Genomic DNA, 15,567 nt, shown 5'->3' with positions numbered 1-15,567 from the left:
AATGCCATCGCGGGAATTTTACCGGGTGGGAGAGCGGTTGAGAAATTGTAACTTTGCATTTTAAATCAACATCGGAATGTTTACAGGAATCGTCGAAACGACCGCGGAAGTGTTGAAAGTCGAAACGGAAGGTACCAATAAGACCTTCACCTTTCAGTCAGCACTTGCCAGCGAGTTTAAAATAGATCAGAGCATCAGCCATAATGGCGTTTGTTTAACAGTAGTAGCCGTCGAAGGAGATCAATATCAGGTAACAGCTATCGAAGAAACGCTTTTAAAAACGAACCTGGGCGACCTTGTGTCGGGTAGCAAAGTAAATCTCGAACGCTGTATGCCCGCGAACGGACGTTTCGACGGGCATATCGTGCAGGGCCATGTGGACCAGACCGCCAGGTGTACGCAGGTGCAGGAGCGCGACGGGAGCTGGCTTTTTGATTTTGAATACGATGCTTCGACCGGCAATATTACTGTTGAAAAGGGTTCTATCTGCATTAATGGTGTGAGTCTCACGGTTTTTAACTCGGGTGAAAACACGTTCAGAGTGGCTATTATCCCCTATACCTATAACTTTACCAATTTTCATTCGTTAAATGCGGGAGACACGGTAAACCTGGAATTCGATATTCTGGGCAAATACATTAAGAGAATTCTCGGTTCGTATGCGGTTTAGCATATTGGCATCTTGGAATATTACGTTTATTTTTACCCGTTTTAAATCCCAAAGCGCATCTAAATACATTCATGGCCAAAATAAGTACACAGTCCAGAACTGATCTTTTCATACACATCGGAATCATTGTCTCGCTGCTTTTGGTCCTTTTTCTGGGGTTTTTCTTCGTATATCTGCCTTTTACAACCAATCATGGTGAGGCCATTACTGTGCCCGACCTGAAAAAGAAGAGTGTGGAGGACCTTGAAGATTTCCTTGGCGACCGGGACCTGCGCTACGAGGTCGATTGTACTTTTGTGACCAATGTACCTGCATTGACCATTATCTCGCAATATCCATTGCCAGGTTCGAAAGTGAAGGAAGGCCGGAAAATCTACGTAACAGTGGTTTCGCGCACTGCGCCTTTGATCAAAATGCCGAAGCTCACGGATATGACGCACCGCAGTGCGCAGATGTTGCTGAAAAGCGTGGGCCTGGAAGAAGGGAATATTTCCTATGTTCCGGATATGGCGCAGAATGCAGTTTTGAGGCAATTATATAATGGGAAGGAGATCCTGCCGGGCCAGCCCATCGCTAAGGGAACGAAAATCGACCTGGAATTGGGGGAAGGGCTCGGTACAGCACAGTTTGAAACGCCGTCGGTGATCGGGATGCCTCTCGATGAAGCGAAAATAGCGATTGTGGGGGCGGGTTTGAAGGTAGGGCAGGTAATGGAAGTGCCGGCCGAGGAAGGCCAGGCGCCGGGCTCGATCGTACGGCAGAACCCCGATGCGGGAAATAAGGTAAGAATAGGGGACGTAATCGACTTGTGGGTGACCCCGCAGGCGCCTGAAACGACGGATAATGAGAATCAACCGGAGCAGTAAAAAGTTCTTCACACACAGGATTTTTATTTGGGTTTGTGTGCTGGCCATGGTGCAAAGCCAGGTCGCGCTTGCTCAGTTACGCATCGTACCGATCGATCAGGCAAGGTACGGCGAGGGAAGCGAGGAGGCGGGCGTAGAAAATCTCCGCACCCAGGCCTCATTGAACCTCCCCTTTTTCGATGATTTTTCTACTACCAAAACCCTTTCACCTAATACGAGATACTGGCTGCCGGGAAGCGGAGTTTATATTAATAATACACTTACCAACTCCCATCCGTCGGTTAATGTGGCAACGTTCGATGGACTGAATGCCAATGGTTTCCCCTACAACCTGGTGAACCCGCTAACGCAAGGCTACACAGATACACTTACGTCTCAACCGATCAATCTGAACGGCAAGGCAGCTGCCGATTCCGTCTACCTCAGTTTTTACTGGGCTGCGAAAGGCCTTGGCGAGCTGCCTGATTCCAGCGACTATTTACAGCTGGAATTTTTTAGTAAAACACAGGAATGGGTGCCCGTCTGGACGCAGCAGGGATATAAGGTAGATACCCTGTTTCACCAGCAATTTGTTGCCATCAAAGACCCCAGTTACCTGCACGACGCATTCCAGTTCCGGTTCAGGTCTTATGGCCGGAGCTCCGGCCCCTATGATACCTGGCATTTGGACTATGTGTATTTAAATACAAAAAGATCGGTCAAGCAGCCCTATCTGTTCGATGTCGCGATGCGGAAACCGGTTTCCAATATTCTGAAAAAATACACGGCAATGCCCTTGCGGCAATACCGCGTGAGCCCGGCAGCAGCCACTGCCGACTCCGTGAAGACCGATATCGTTAACCATTTCAACAACTTCAATGTCCTTACGAGCACCTACACGCTCACGGACGCGCAACGCGGGACCGAGTTCGCGCGCGTTGTGCAACGTTCTATTGTTGTTCAGGCATTGAAATCTCAGCCTTTGAGGGCTAAAATTGCGCCTGTTAATGCAGCCGCTCAGCTCGACAGTCTGCATTTGATCAGCAAGTTTTTCGTGGCTACGACGGATACCATCCCTGGGGCGAACCTCAAAACGAACGACACCATTACGGTGAGGGCCGCATTGACAGACTACTTCGCCTACGACGATGGCAGTGCGGAATATGGTGTGCAAGTGAACCAGAAGCTCGGCCGCGTAGCCGTACGGTATGTATTGGCCAAGGCCGACACCATCGGAGGGGTACGGATGTCGATGGTTTCTTTCAACAAAGACATTTCCGGACAAGGCTTTACGATCCAGATTTATAACAGCAAAGGCGGCAAGCCCGACCAGGTTATCGCCCAGCGCTCTGTCGCGGTGCGGTACCCGGCTGCACGCGACGGTTTTATCGATTATGCATTCGCGGTTCCCGTAGCGGTGGCCGATACTTTCTATGTGGGTTGGTTACAGATCAACGACCAGCCCGTAACCGTGGGCTTCGACCGCAATTCGTTTTTGGGCAGTAGCGCGGTGTATTACAATCTCGGGACCGAATGGGCGAAGGAGACTTCATTGAAAGGTTCGATCATGATCCGTCCTTACCTGGGCAAAAAAGCACAGGGCATAATTACAGGCAATGAGCCGGTGGATGCCGTGAATGCTATTTTTTACCCGAACCCGGCCAGAGGTGAAGTCCGCTGGAACAATAGATCGCTTAAAAAGATCGAAGTTTACAGTACCGGCGGCAACCTGGTGCACGCCCTGGAACCCGTACGCAATCAGCAATCCGCTACGGTTGAACATTTAAATCAGGGTATTTATATCTTTAAGGCAATGGACGGGAAACGTTCTTTTGTACAAAAAATGTTAATCTCTAAATAGACTGAGTCGTCACAAATTTTTGAAATATGGATATTACCGTTGAAGAATTGAAAGAACGTCTTGAAAAGGGCGAAGACCTGCACTTTTACGATGTTCGCGAAGAACACGAATATGAAGAGGATAACCTCGGCGCGATTTTGATCCCGCTGGGCGAACTTCCTGATCACCTGGATGAGTTGGAAGCGATCAAGGATGAAGAGATCATCATTCATTGCCGCTCGGGTGCCCGCAGTGGTAAAGCTGCCCGCTACCTGGAATCTCAGGGCTTTTCGAACGTGCGCAATGTCCTGGGAGGTATTCTGGCCTACCGCGAGCTCGAAGACTGATACCCCTCGGCATTTGACGGAATCTGCGCTCCGTCAAATGCTTTTAAAATAAACCTGCCTGCGACCGTACATATTGGAGTATTCGGTCATATTCGTCGGGGTGAAACCATTCGAAATTCCCCTGATGCCTGAACCAGGTAAGCTGCCGCTTGGCATACCGGCGCGAGTTTTGTTTTAAAAGCCGCACCATTTCCTTCTCATTATACTCACCGTCGAGATAGCTGTAAACTTCGCGGTATCCTACTGTTTTAAGCGCGTGGTGCTCTCTGTACGCGATTACGCTTTTTGCCTCTTCTACCAACCCTTCTTGCAGCATCATATCCATTCGCTGATCTATTCGTTGATAGAGCTCCGCACGATCGCGATCCAGGGCGACATTAATGGGCTGAAACGGCCTGCCGCGCGCGTTATTTGTTTTAAACTGGCTGATGGGCTTACCGGAGGTGTGAAACACTTCCAGCGCGCGAACTACGCGCTGAGGGTTTGCTATCTCGGATGAAGCCGCGAATTCCGGGTCGACCAGGCGTATTTCTTCTTGGAGCGGCGAAAGTCCGTTGTCGTTCAGTTTCTGCATAAGCGTCTCGCGCAAGCCGGGGAGAGGGGCGGGCAGGTCGTCGAGGCCATCGAGGACGGCTTTGACGTAAAAGCCGGAACCGCCCGTCATGACTACAATATCACGCTCCTGAAAAAGCTGCCCAAGCAGCGTTAATGCGTCGCGTTCGAAGTCGCCGGCGCTGTATACCTCCGAAATTGAATGGGAATCTATGAAATGATGCGTCGCTTGCGCTAGTTCATCCGGTGTTGGCTTGGCGGTGCCGATGCTCAGTTCACGGAAGAACTGGCGGGAATCAGCGGATATGATTTCGGTACCAAGGTCCCGGGCAAGTTTAATTGACAATGCAGTTTTTCCGACCGCCGTAGGACCAGCCACGGTCACCAGATATTTCTGTGGGCTATTTGGCATTGTGCCGTTTTTATTTGAATTTTAATCAGTACAAAAATAGAGATATGGATTCCACTACACTATTTTTTTTGATCATTACCCTTATTGCCGGGGGCCTGGCCGGCGCTGCGTTGAATACCTGGTTGCAGAACAGGAGGTCGAAGAAATATGTGTCTACGCAGGAGGCTACCGTCCTGATCGAGCGGATCGAAAAAGTATTTAAAGTGGTAATGGCCGAAGGCTATTTTACCGAAATCTACAATTACCAGAATGACAAGAATATCTGGAACCTGATCAATGATAAGAAAAAAGCCCTGATTATCGCCAAAGCCAAAGTGTTGGTAGGCTATGATTTTGGTAAAATGAAATTCCATCGTCCCGATGGCGAACGTAAACTCGTTATTGATTTCTTCCCCGCTCCTGAAATCCTGTCGATCGACACCGACTACAAGTTTTACGACATCGAGCAAGGCTGGCTGAACCGTTTCCAGAGCGACGATTATACCGCTATTCTGAATGAGGCCAAGCAAACGATGAACGACAAAGCCATGGAAAGCGATTTGCCGCGCATAGCGGGCAACCAGGTACAATTAATGATCTTCCAGCTGGCTGCCTCCATGAATTGGTCGGTAGAGATGAAGCTACCGGATGGTAATGTGGCGATGCTTCGCGAGATGACTCATTACCGTACACTGGAAGCACAAATCGATTCTTTGGATACCCGAAAGGAATAGTAGTTTTTTTTGTATAATTTATGCGTTAAACGCGTCTATCCTCATCAGAACCGGATTTATCAGCGTATTGACCTGTGTAGTTTCTAATTAATCACTTTCTAAACTTTAAGAGTTATGTTCAAAAAATTATTACTATTTGCCTCTGTGGTGTTGATGATTGCTATGGTAAGTTGCAAAGGCGACGACGGAGCCGTTGGTCCGGCTGGTGCCGCCGGAGCTCAGGGACCGGCCGGGGCGGCGGGCCCCAAAGGTGATAAAGGAGATGACGGAGCCAGCAGCTCGGCATTAATTCTTTCAACCGGACCAGTTGATACAGACAGTACCGGAGGTTTCATTACAGGTATGGAGAACCTTACCCCCGACCTGGATAGCGCTTTGAGTTCTTCTGTGGTGTTAGTATACCTGAAAGCAGTGGACGTTTACTGGCCTATGCCGGGTCTTATCAGCTTCGGCGGTGGGAAGGTGAGCTCATTCACATTTGTTCACGCTGTTCAAAACAAGACATTCTTTGTCGAGCTGTTACCCACAGATTGGAGCGAGAATCAGGCTACTGCTCCTAAGAGAACTTTCCAGGATATTCGTGTGGTAATTATTCCAGGTGAAATCGCAACCGGTGGCCGGTTGAGCGCTGAAATTCTCAAAGACTACAACAAAACAATTGCCGCCCTGGGCCTGACAGACACACAAGTAAAAACAGCGGGCAAATTGAAATTGAGCTTGAAAAGAAAATAGCAAATTCAGCAGGTTAGCAAGAAATTGAATGAATAGGGTCATTAGATTGGGAACGTCCACTCTAATGACCTTTTTTCTTGCCGGATACGAGGAGCAACAATGAGCGATTCGAATGCATTTATAGCACTGCACCGACCCGAGGTAATGTACCCGTAAACAAAAAGAGCTTCCAACCGGAAGCTCTTTCGCATTTTTGATAGGAGTTTGTCTTAGTATTCCCAAAGACCGTGTTCCAGTTCCATCAGTTCCTGTTCGTAGTTCAGGGATTTGATAAGAGCCTCTTTTTCGCCGTTGTAGATGTCGAGGAAAGCCTTATCGTTGGCATTGGAGAACTTGGTGATCCGTCCGTAGAACAAGCGAAGATCGAATGCATCCGCGAGGTTCTTGTTTTGGGCGGTATTGTGGGTGTTATACCAGATATATTTCTTAGGATCGCTTCTGAAAAGTCTTTCAACATCTTTCCAGCGGAAGGAAGCTACGGGCAATTCGAGTCCTGTGGCAGTCTGATCAGAAGGAAGGACGATCGTGATTGTCTGGATATCGTTATACAGGCGTGAACGTTTCTTATCGAAAACCCAGTCTTCTTTTACTTCGAGTATGCTCAACTGATCAGGGAAATATTCTTCTTCTGATGCAGCCACCTGCTGCGTTTCGAAAGAAGTGCTGTCAGGTTTTGGTGCTTCAACCTTTGGTTCTTCTTTAGCAACCTCGGTTTTAGCGCCTTTTTTCGAAGATTTTTTCTTAGGAGGACCCCAGCCGTCGTCTACCGGTTCAGCTTCTTTTTTAGTATCCTTTTTGGCATTGCCCCAGCCGTCGTCAGGCGTAGCCGCTTGTTTGCTAGGATCTGTTTTGGCTTTTTTTGAATCCCAACCATCTGCTTTGGCAGGTTCTCCGAAACCTGCCGCAATTTCCTCTTCGGAAAGACCCGCCGTCTGGTTAGGTATCAGGATGCGTTTGTGAAGATCGTCACCACCGATTTTGGTCGCGCAGGAATCATTTGTATAAGCATCGATCAAACCTGCTTTCGCCGCATCCAACAAGTAACGTGTGATCTCATTGTTTTTAGAGAACATGGAAATGTTCTGCTTTTCTTTCAAATCGACCCGTCTCCAGAGCGTTCTTTTCATCATCACGTCACCGTCAGCGATCGGGCGTGACGAGAACTGATTCGCAGTCGAATCCTCTTTCTCCTGCGCAAATGCGGCAGTACTTGCAAGAGACAGCGACAGCAAAGACCATGCAATCGTTTTTCCGTTCATTCTTCTCATATCATACATAAAGTTGTATTGTCCAATCAACGACTAAAAGTGCTGGATTAGTATAGCGTCACACTGCGAGTTTGGTTACCCATTTCTACCTCGCTTACAGCGCCCTTAAAGTTCTGACGTTCCACTTTCAGAATTGAAATTACATAGCGGTCGCCAGGCTGCGCTTGCGAAGCGAGGGAGGAAATAGAACCACCTCCGCCGTTTAGCGTCACACCGTTAATTCTTCTTGCCCCCCGGGCCAGGGAAATCTCAACCTGTGATACACGGAACTTCGCGTCCTCAGGAGAGAAGTTCTTGAAACTTTCATCGGGAACTGCAACTATCTGGATGCTTCTTGCACCAGAAGCAGGGGCTCCACGACGTTCGTCAAATACAGCACCATTTACACGTACTTCCAGAGAGGGTTTTGGTACACGGTTTACGCGGAAAGGTTCAGAACCCAATACACTACCTGCATTGCTTACCGTGATATTCAAGCTTGCTTTGCTAGGTACGATCGTGAATTTTCCTTTTTGGCCACTTTGAATGATCTCACCACCGTCAGTCGAAAAGCTAGGCGCCCAAAGCGGACCGAGCGCGGGGCTCTGGATGCTCAGTTTGTTGGCGCATCCCAAATACAATGGAGGCAATGTTCCTGTTTCGATCTGGTAGGAAGGCTTCACCACAAAGTATTCCTGGGTCATGGTATAAGTGGTGTCTTTGCCGGATGGGGTAGGGATGGTGATCTGTCCGCGAAGCTCTCTCTTGGCAAGGCCTTCCGCATTATAGCCACCGCCTTGTGCAGTGAATTCGATGATACCTACACCGTTCTCAACTTTAACAGGCGATCCGTTCAGGCTCATGCGAGGGGTAATACCCGAAGCTGACGCCGCTATGAACATTTGTCCTTTGAATTTAGTACCTGCTACCACGGTCTTAGCATCGGCACTTACCATGGCCAATACGCGGTCGAATTTGATATCCGCAGCACCTACTTTACTTGCAAGGTAATTCAATACTTCACCTTCCATTCGACGGATGTCGGTTTGTTTCTGGCTCAGTACCGCCAATGCAGCTGCAACAGGTGTAGATTCGAAATTCAGCTCTGCAAAGTCTTTGTTACGCTGATCTTTATTCCCTTTTGCAACAGGGTCTTCGCGACCGTCCAACGCGAGTCCCGGGAATTTGTTGGGAGAATAGTTGTTAAGCGATGTCGAGTAAGAGTTCAGTGTTTGCTTCAATTGGTAGGCTTTACCATTTTTTCTTACACCAATCATCAGTTCCGCCACTTTGGCTTCTTCTTGCGGGTTTTTGATGCCGCCTTCTTCGTTAAAGCCTCCACCAGCCCTTGTAATGATCTCCTGTTTCAGGGCATTCAGTTGGTTGGTCATATCCGATGAAAGCTTACGGACTTCATCAGCTTGCTTGATCACTGCGACGTCAGCTGAACGGTTACCCGATTTTTCAACCGCGGCCTTGATTTTAAGTACCGTTTCCTGATTGATTTTGTTAGCTGCTCCGGAGGATAATTCCAGGGAATTGTTCAGTAGGATGAATTTTTCGATGATAGCCGAACTTACCTGCAATGCGAGCATCGCCGTAAGTACCAGATACATCATTCCAATCATCTTTTGACGGGGTGTTTCTTTTCCACCTGCCATATTGTTGTGTAATCAGTTTCAGTGATCGAATTATTTAACTAACAACAATGACTCTGTACCCTAAACGGGATCACAGAGTCATCGTCCGAGCGCTGTTACGCATTGCCACCACGCATCGCGGTCAGCATGTTTCCGTAAATGCCGTTCAATGATGAGATGTTGTTGGTCAATCTCGCCATTTCGCTCTTAAATACTTGTGATTCCTTCGTGGCATCAGCCATGTTTTCCATAGCTGCCGTCAGGTTACCGTAGAAAGCGTTCATAGCCTTCAGGTGTTTGGTCGTGTCTTGCAATTCTAGTTCGTACACAGCGTTCAATGCACCCATGTTTTTGGTGATTTGCTGGAACTGGTCACGGTAGGATTGCGCATCTTTCGTCGCATCAGCCATCGAAGACATTGCGTTGATGGCAATTCCGTAAGACTTATTCATGTCATTGATCGCCGTTGAAGCGCTCTTAACATTTCTTGCGTAGTCGTTTGTAGCAACGGTCGCGTCGGTAAGGTCGGTGATTTTGCCTACTGTTTCAGACAGATTTCTGAAACCTTTGCCAAGACTATCGAAAATCTCAGGAGAGATTTTAGCATTGTCGAGCATGTTATCCAGTTTGGCAGTGATATTGCTGCTAGGGGCTGAGCTTCTTGAGATGGCCGGTCCGCTGTAATCATCGGCAAGTTCAGGGTAAACTCTGGTCCAATCCGGATCTCTATCTGTCGACTGGGTCAAAGTTTGCAATGCGTAAAGCAAAAATATCAGAACCTCGGTTCCCAACCCTGCTGTCAAAAGAGGGCCACCAAAATCCCAGTGTTGAATTTTTGCCAAAGCTCCTAAAATTACGACGGCAGCACCCGCACTGTATATTGTTGGTACAAGTTTATCCCAAAAAAAATTAGGTCCGCTACTCTTAGCCATGTGAATTGAAATCGGTTACAGTGAAAAAATTATAGTAAGTAAAGTGTTGGATTGATTCGGTCAGATCGTAAAAAAGAAGCAGTGTAAAAACGCTGCTTCTCTGAATGTGAAAGTCTTGACTAGCGACGACGGGCACGAGCTCCTCCGCGGTCGTTTACATTATCCATTACGCAACGGAAGCCGATGAATGCACGGGTTTCTGTTTCAAACTCGTAGGTACGTGTACCGGTTTGCAGGTAATAAGCAATGTCTTTCCATGAACCGCCTTTCACCACTTTGCGGGGTTCGTTAGGATCGCTGTATTTCGGGTTCATATCCCATACAATCGCGGTAGCATTGTCGGTGTAAGCATCTGACGTCCATTCAGCCACGTTTCCTGCCATATTGTAAAGCCCGAAATCGTTCGGATTGTAGGCATTGGCCGGGCCGGTGTACGGATAACCGTCCGCGTCGTAGTTACCACGTTGCGGTTTGAAGTTTGCCAGGAAGCAACCTTTCGCATTCATGGTGTAAGGGTTACCCCAGGGGTATTTGGCAACCGCTCGTCCGCCTCTGGCAGCCCACTCCCATTCAGCTTCGGTCGGGAGGCGGAAGCCTGTTGAGTTGAACTGTCCTTCTTTGTTCTGGAAGTCATGGAGCAGGTTGGTGCGCCATGCGGAAAAGTATGTGGCGGCGATCCAGCTAACTCCTACCACCGGATAGGTGTCGAAGCCTGGGTGCTGGTAATAATATTCTACGAATGGATCTCCGTTGGAGTAAGCAAAGTCTTTTTTCCAAACGGTTGTATCAGGATAGTACTTGGCCATGATTTCTTCTTCGCCCAGTACAGATACGGAGTCAACCAGCAGCGCGTTCACGAACTGACGATATTCGTTGTTGGTGATCTCAGTGTCATCCATAAAAAATGAACTGATAGTCACCCGACGGTTCATGTTGTTCATGGAGGAAGCGATGTCTTCGTCTGCCTGGCCCATTACAAAAGAACCTGAGGGGATCACGACCATCCCGGCGGGCGTGGTCTGCTTGAATCCTTTACGGGCAGTAGCAGTGATTTCACCGTTTTGAATACCGCTTTCTTCTTTTCCTCCCTTGCCAAACTTGCTCTTAAGAAAACCGCAGCTTTGCAAGAGCATCAATGCGGCTACCAGAAGCAGGCTTTTGACTCCATCCCGATAGAACACTTTCACATTCATAGTGGTTTTGTAAATTTTGATAATAAAATGCTAGCCTAAAAACGTCAACGAATGATATCTAGTATACTTGAAATAAAACAAAATGTGAACGCCTGTCAGATTGAGTGCTGCTTGATTTCAGTACTGAAATCTTCACGGATCGATTACTAAATCAGGTGTTTATCGACTTAACGTAAGAAAAATGCAATTGGTATGGAAGCCGAACATTTTACAAATATAAATCAAAGTTTCGCAAACTGATTCACACGACTTACCAAGAGGTTTGCAAAAAATGTCGATTTGACATCCAAATCTTGGATTTTTAATAATTTGATGATAAAATATTACTATATCCAACAGCGTTTAAGCGAATTTGCTAAAAGCGAAACCGGGGCGTGCGGATAGGGGCCTTTTTGCCAAATTTCGGTGAAGGCAGGGCATACGAAAGCATTACCTCGAAGGAAGAAGGCGACTTGGATTTATTGCCGCCTACGACCATGTCATACGCGCCCGAGAGCCGCAAAGACTGATCTGCCAGCAGATAAATGCCGCCCATGATGATGAAGTAGGTATCCTGTTGCCGGTAGGTACCGCCAATCCAGTAACGTTTGTTATAAGTGAGTGTGGCACCGCCCTCTACTGACACCGTATTGATATCCGATTTGACGAGCACAATCGGTTGAATATCCAGCAGGTAGCCAAGTTCGAGGTTTACGCCCGCATTAAAATAAAGTGTACGCGGCAGCGGATTCGTGCCGGTTTCGGAGCCGAGCTGGTATTTGGGTTTCAGGAAGTGGTTAAGTGACAGACCTGCATAGAATGTCTCATTTTCATAACGCGCTCCAACTGAAAAATCCGGGTTGATTTCAGAGATTGTACCAGTCTGTATCAAAGGATCGTCCGGGTCGCGGGCCCTTAGTTTGCCATAATCGATCGCCTGACGGAACAACCCTGCGCTGACACCCACCCCGAGCTTCCCTCCGCCGAGCGGAATATGATAGGCAGCCGAAAGTTTGAAGTCCTGATCTGTCCTGGGGCCGCTCTTGTCGTTCAGCGCGTAGAAACCGATGCCGAAATTCTTGACCGGCATGCTGAATGAAAAAAGCTGCGTTGAAAGTGCTCCGCCTGCATCGTCGATGTTAGTGCCTTGATAACCTGCGTATTGAGTCCTGTGCGTGAGCTGAAACTTAGTCAGGCCATCGGAGCCTGCCGCTGCCGGGTTCAGGTAAAGCTGGTTCAGCGAAAACAAACTGAATTGCGCGTCTTTCTGGGCAATGGCGCAGAGCGGTAAGAAAAGCAATAATGCAAAGGGCCGGATATATCTGGTACTTCGGGTAGTAAAAGTCAAAATCATGCCGCAGGAATAGATTTAAGGATCACGCTGATATGCTTTCGGATTTAGATTGATAACGCATATTGCTTAAAAAAATTGATATAAACATGAAAAAGCCCCGGATTTTTTCCGGGGCTTTTCGCGGCTTTGTAATGCTGTTTATACGTTGTTCGCTTTGCGGATATACAGGTCGAGTGCGCCTGTCATCGAAGGTGCATTCGGCAGTGGAGCCTGAATGTCCAGGAAGAGCCCGGCGTCTTCTACTGCTTTTGCAGTCGTGGGGCCAAAAGCGGCAATGCGGGTGTTGTTCTGTTTGAAGTCCGGGAAGTTGTCAAAAAGCGATTTGATCCCCGACGGACTGAAAAATGCGATGATATCGTAGTACACATCTTCCAGGTCCGACAAATCAGCAGAACCTGTCTGATACATAGTTGCTTCCGTGAAATGGAATTCTTCGGTATCCGCAAACTCGGGAATGTCGTTCTTTCTGACATCGGAGCATGGGTACAGGAATTTCTCTTTCTTATGCTTGCGCATGAGTTCGATCAGCTCGGCAGCGGTTTTGGTGCCTGTAAAGATCTTTCTCTTGCGGATCACAATGTATTTCTGAAGATAATTAGCCGTTTGCTCCGAGATACAGAAATATTTCATCGTAGCGGGTACTTCGACCCGACCTTCGTTACAAATACGGAAAAAATGGTCAATCGCGTTACGGCTTGTGAAAATAACGGCCGTATGGTCCAGGATGTTGACTTTTTGCTTGCGAAAGTCTTTGTAGGAAACTCCGTCGACCTGTATGAAGGGCCGGAAATCAACCTTGATATTGTACTTTCTGGCTAATTCGTAGTAAGGTGAATTCTCGTCTGCTGGTCGGGATTGACTTACCAAAAGACTGGTTACTTTTTTAAGCCGGTCCTGATCAAAATTGATGGTATCACTCATGTATAATCCTCATTAGTTTATTCCCAATTCATGTTTCCTGACTATAAAGCAAATTTCATACTCACGATGAGCGGGATTATTTCGATGACACAAAGGTAAGAAAATAAATAGAGATTAATCAACGAGCCGGTCGGCTTGGCTACAACATATAATCCCACAAACCGGGCGATGTAGAAAAAAAGGAACGGCAGAAGCACGTACGGCCTACTTGCTTCCAGCCAGTTGATGTGGTTGGAGTACAAGCCGAAAATGACGAGAAACACCAGTGCGTAAAAGAGGTACGACGACTGTACGATTTTGAGGAAAATAATGTCGACTTGCTTGTCCAGATTGAGCATATTGCCCGCCAGAACCATGAATATGTACTTGGCGTATACAAGCAGGAAGAAGATCAGGGAAAGGATACAAAAGTCTCCCAGGATTTGTAGCGTGTTTGCCTTTTCGGATAAAATTGTACTGACGGAGAAGAGGTTAAGCCTATTTGCAGACAGATAAATCACCGTAAAGCCCATCATCATCGAACTGATCGCGACAAAGAAGATTACGGTGTTGCTGTAAGGCTTATTGATCTTCGATAGCTGGTCGCGCGGGTCGTTGTTGAAAAATTCAATAGGATTTATCAAACGGATAAAAGAAAGCGGGTTCAGATTGAAAATCCATGCATTCAAGATCAGAATAATGATCAATGCGATACCCGCAAATGTTCCGAAAGGCGTAAAGGTAACCGGCTTGATATTAATGAACCCGGATCGCGCCGGTGAGATAGTTTCGGAGTCGGTAAGCTTTTTCTTGTTGCAGATAAATACCGTCTTGTCGGCAATGCCGGGGCTGCCATAAATAGTTAGAAGAAGTTCGTCTTTACGGTACAGACGGTGCAGACTATCGAGGTTAAGTTCTTGCCATTTGCCCGCCGCGATGCGGTTTTGCAATGCGCCTTCGAGAAAAAGATAGCTCTCGCTTTCGGAATGGACAAGCAGGGAATACCTCCTGTTTTTGACCAGATCGATATAAATGCTTGCGAAGCGGGTTCCTTCATTTACGCCCTGTGAAAACGGGACGTAGTTTTTGTACTGCTCACTGTATACAAGCCAGTCGTCCTGGTAATTGTATACCGGAAAGAACTGGCTCGGCGGGTTAACCTTTGCCGCGCCCTCCGCCAATGACCCTGCCAAGGTTACTGCCGTGAAAAAAGCCCAAAAAACAGCCGGAAATATGGACTTCATCGGTACAAAAAAGGCTGGGTTTCCCCAGCCCTTTGATCAAAGTCAGTTAGCAATGATTATTTCTTTCCAAGTGCCAGAAGCATCGTTTCGCCGATCAATGCAGGTGATTCTGCTACGAAGATGCCCGACTCTTTCATAATTCTGATTTTCGCTTCCGCAGTATCGTCCGCGCCGCCGATGATCGCACCCGCATGGCCCATACGGCGTCCTTTCGGAGCAGTCTGGCCGGCGATGAAACCTACAACGGGCTTTTTATTGCCGGTTGATCTGATATATGCGGCAGCGTCCGCTTCCATGCTTCCGCCGATTTCACCGATCATAACGATCGCTTCCGTCTCGTCGTCGTTCATCAAAAGCTCAACCGCTTCTTTGGTGGTTGTACCGATGATAGGGTCACCGCCGATACCGATCGCCGTAGTCTGGCCCAGTCCTGCGCGTGACAACTGATCTACCGCTTCGTACGTAAGCGTACCCGATTTCGATACCAGACCGATCGTTCCTTTTTTGAAGATAAAGCCTGGCATGATACCCACTTTACATTCTTCGGCAGTGATAATTCCAGGGCAGTTAGGGCCGATCAGGCGCGTGTTTTTCCCTTTGATATATTCTTTCGCCTGCATCATGTCCTTGGTTGGGATACCCTCGGTGATACAAACGATCACGCCGATACCAGCATCAGCAGCTTCCATGATCGCGTCAGCGGCAAAAGCCGGTGGAACAAAAATGATCGAAACGTCTGCACCGGTAGCGCGTACGGCAAGGTCAACTGTGTTAAAAACAGGTCTTTCCAAATGAGAAAGCCCACCTTTGCCAGGCGTAACACCACCTACGACATTCGTACCGTATTCAATCATTTGCTGGGCGTGGAACGAGCCCTCCGAACCGGTAAATCCCTGAACTATAATCTTGGAGTTTTTATTAACTAAAACGCTCATGTTGGTAAATCAGTTTTTTCGGTAAAAGTAGG

15 protein-coding genes are annotated in these 15,567 nt (G+C 47.8%); 6 read left to right on the top strand and 9 right to left on the bottom strand.

The window, feature by feature from the left end:
• Nucleotides 1-76: 76 nt before the first annotated feature.
• The 4 genes from ACTJJJ_RS24125 (at nt 77) to ACTJJJ_RS24110 (ending at nt 3,702) form a co-directional block, all read left to right on the top strand.
• Nucleotides 77-670 carry a riboflavin synthase gene (locus ACTJJJ_RS24125; protein WP_188936416.1) on the top strand — a complete coding sequence of 198 codons (594 nt, stop codon included), beginning with the start codon at nt 77-79 and terminating at the stop codon, nt 668-670.
• Between the two features lie 71 nt (nt 671-741).
• Nucleotides 742-1,536: a PASTA domain-containing protein gene (locus tag ACTJJJ_RS24120; RefSeq protein ID WP_426291802.1), complete on the top strand. Its 795-nt coding sequence runs from the start codon at nt 742-744 to the stop codon at nt 1,534-1,536.
• Nucleotides 1,514-3,376, top strand: a complete 1,863-nt coding sequence (locus tag ACTJJJ_RS24115; RefSeq protein WP_440703248.1) for a T9SS type A sorting domain-containing protein — start codon at nt 1,514-1,516, stop codon at nt 3,374-3,376. The genes ACTJJJ_RS24120 and ACTJJJ_RS24115 overlap by 23 nt, the downstream gene beginning before the upstream one ends.
• Nucleotides 3,377-3,402: 26 nt before the next feature.
• Entirely contained in the window at nt 3,403-3,702 is a 300-nt protein-coding gene (locus ACTJJJ_RS24110) for a rhodanese-like domain-containing protein (protein WP_188936410.1), read from the top strand.
• 43 nt (nt 3,703-3,745) lie between these two features.
• Here the strand turns inward: ACTJJJ_RS24110 and miaA are convergent, their stop codons facing one another.
• The gene (gene miaA, locus ACTJJJ_RS24105; RefSeq protein WP_440703247.1) at nt 3,746-4,666 is read right to left on the bottom strand and encodes a tRNA (adenosine(37)-N6)-dimethylallyltransferase MiaA; all 921 of its coding nucleotides are present in this window, start codon (nt 4,664-4,666) and stop codon (nt 3,746-3,748) included.
• 44 nt (nt 4,667-4,710) lie between these two features.
• On the opposite strand from miaA, the gene ACTJJJ_RS24100 reads away from it, so the two are divergent.
• Together ACTJJJ_RS24100 and ACTJJJ_RS24095 are read left to right on the top strand one after the other, a co-directional pair.
• The gene (locus tag ACTJJJ_RS24100; protein WP_188936406.1) at nt 4,711-5,379 is read left to right on the top strand and encodes a DUF4230 domain-containing protein; all 669 of its coding nucleotides are present in this window, start codon (nt 4,711-4,713) and stop codon (nt 5,377-5,379) included.
• A gap of 114 nt (nt 5,380-5,493) precedes the next feature.
• On the top strand, nt 5,494-6,111 hold the full coding sequence (locus tag ACTJJJ_RS24095) for a hypothetical protein (RefSeq protein ID WP_440703246.1): 618 nt from the start codon (nt 5,494-5,496) through the stop codon (nt 6,109-6,111).
• 209 nt (nt 6,112-6,320) lie between these two features.
• Here the strand turns inward: ACTJJJ_RS24095 and gldN are convergent, their stop codons facing one another.
• The 8 genes from gldN to sucD all read right to left on the bottom strand — a co-directional run bounded on the left by gldN (nt 6,321) and on the right by sucD (nt 15,535).
• Nucleotides 6,321-7,388: a gliding motility protein GldN gene (gene gldN / locus ACTJJJ_RS24090; protein WP_440703245.1), complete on the bottom strand. Its 1,068-nt coding sequence runs from the start codon at nt 7,386-7,388 to the stop codon at nt 6,321-6,323.
• A 38-nt stretch (nt 7,389-7,426) separates the two neighbouring features.
• The gene (gene gldM, locus ACTJJJ_RS24085) at nt 7,427-9,019 is read right to left on the bottom strand and encodes a gliding motility protein GldM (RefSeq protein WP_188936399.1); all 1,593 of its coding nucleotides are present in this window, start codon (nt 9,017-9,019) and stop codon (nt 7,427-7,429) included.
• 95 nt (nt 9,020-9,114) lie between these two features.
• Entirely contained in the window at nt 9,115-9,930 is an 816-nt protein-coding gene (gene gldL, locus ACTJJJ_RS24080; protein WP_188936397.1) for a gliding motility protein GldL, read from the bottom strand.
• A gap of 119 nt (nt 9,931-10,049) precedes the next feature.
• Nucleotides 10,050-11,123 carry an SUMF1/EgtB/PvdO family nonheme iron enzyme gene (locus ACTJJJ_RS24075; protein ID WP_090374870.1) on the bottom strand — a complete coding sequence of 358 codons (1,074 nt, stop codon included), beginning with the start codon at nt 11,121-11,123 and terminating at the stop codon, nt 10,050-10,052.
• A 355-nt stretch (nt 11,124-11,478) separates the two neighbouring features.
• Complete coding sequence (locus tag ACTJJJ_RS24070; RefSeq protein ID WP_188936395.1) at nt 11,479-12,456, bottom strand: PorP/SprF family type IX secretion system membrane protein; 978 nt, start codon at nt 12,454-12,456, stop codon at nt 11,479-11,481.
• 138 nt (nt 12,457-12,594) lie between these two features.
• Nucleotides 12,595-13,377, bottom strand: coding sequence for a uroporphyrinogen-III synthase (locus tag ACTJJJ_RS24065; protein WP_090374871.1), 783 nt, complete (start codon nt 13,375-13,377; stop codon nt 12,595-12,597).
• A 41-nt stretch (nt 13,378-13,418) separates the two neighbouring features.
• Complete coding sequence (locus tag ACTJJJ_RS24060) at nt 13,419-14,600, bottom strand: DUF4271 domain-containing protein (protein WP_188936386.1); 1,182 nt, start codon at nt 14,598-14,600, stop codon at nt 13,419-13,421.
• 56 nt (nt 14,601-14,656) lie between these two features.
• A complete protein-coding gene (sucD, locus tag ACTJJJ_RS24055) occupies nt 14,657-15,535 on the bottom strand; it encodes a succinate--CoA ligase subunit alpha (protein WP_090374873.1) in 879 nt (292 codons plus the stop codon).
• Nucleotides 15,536-15,567: the final 32 nt, after the last annotated feature.

It is taken from the genome of Dyadobacter sp. 22481, assembly GCF_052044875.1.
GTDB classification, from domain to species: domain Bacteria; phylum Bacteroidota; class Bacteroidia; order Cytophagales; family Spirosomataceae; genus Dyadobacter; species Dyadobacter endophyticus.
Note: the sequence above shows the minus strand (reverse complement) of the source record. Positions and strands in the feature narration are given on the sequence as shown.

Excerpts from the sequence above, each read along its gene's own strand:
- ACTJJJ_RS24060 (WP_188936386.1), bottom strand. The coding sequence starts at position 14,600 with ATGAAGTCCATATTTCCGGCTGTTTTTTGGGCTTTTTTCACGGCAGTA.
- ACTJJJ_RS24095 (WP_440703246.1), top strand. The coding sequence starts at position 5,494 with ATGTTCAAAAAATTATTACTATTTGCCTCTGTGGTGTTGATGATTGCT.
- gldL (WP_188936397.1), bottom strand. The coding sequence starts at position 9,930 with ATGGCTAAGAGTAGCGGACCTAATTTTTTTTGGGATAAACTTGTACCA.
- miaA (WP_440703247.1), bottom strand. The coding sequence starts at position 4,666 with ATGCCAAATAGCCCACAGAAATATCTGGTGACCGTGGCTGGTCCTACG.
- ACTJJJ_RS24070 (WP_188936395.1), bottom strand. The coding sequence starts at position 12,456 with ATGATTTTGACTTTTACTACCCGAAGTACCAGATATATCCGGCCCTTT.
- ACTJJJ_RS24120 (WP_426291802.1), top strand. The coding sequence starts at position 742 with ATGGCCAAAATAAGTACACAGTCCAGAACTGATCTTTTCATACACATC.
- ACTJJJ_RS24100 (WP_188936406.1), top strand. The coding sequence starts at position 4,711 with ATGGATTCCACTACACTATTTTTTTTGATCATTACCCTTATTGCCGGG.
- ACTJJJ_RS24065 (WP_090374871.1), bottom strand. The coding sequence starts at position 13,377 with ATGAGTGATACCATCAATTTTGATCAGGACCGGCTTAAAAAAGTAACC.
- gldM (WP_188936399.1), bottom strand. The coding sequence starts at position 9,019 with ATGGCAGGTGGAAAAGAAACACCCCGTCAAAAGATGATTGGAATGATG.
- ACTJJJ_RS24125 (WP_188936416.1), top strand. The coding sequence starts at position 77 with ATGTTTACAGGAATCGTCGAAACGACCGCGGAAGTGTTGAAAGTCGAA.
- sucD (WP_090374873.1), bottom strand. The coding sequence starts at position 15,535 with ATGAGCGTTTTAGTTAATAAAAACTCCAAGATTATAGTTCAGGGATTT.
- ACTJJJ_RS24115 (WP_440703248.1), top strand. The coding sequence starts at position 1,514 with ATGAGAATCAACCGGAGCAGTAAAAAGTTCTTCACACACAGGATTTTT.
- gldN (WP_440703245.1), bottom strand. The coding sequence starts at position 7,388 with ATGTATGATATGAGAAGAATGAACGGAAAAACGATTGCATGGTCTTTG.
- ACTJJJ_RS24075 (WP_090374870.1), bottom strand. The coding sequence starts at position 11,123 with ATGAATGTGAAAGTGTTCTATCGGGATGGAGTCAAAAGCCTGCTTCTG.
- ACTJJJ_RS24110 (WP_188936410.1), top strand. The coding sequence starts at position 3,403 with ATGGATATTACCGTTGAAGAATTGAAAGAACGTCTTGAAAAGGGCGAA.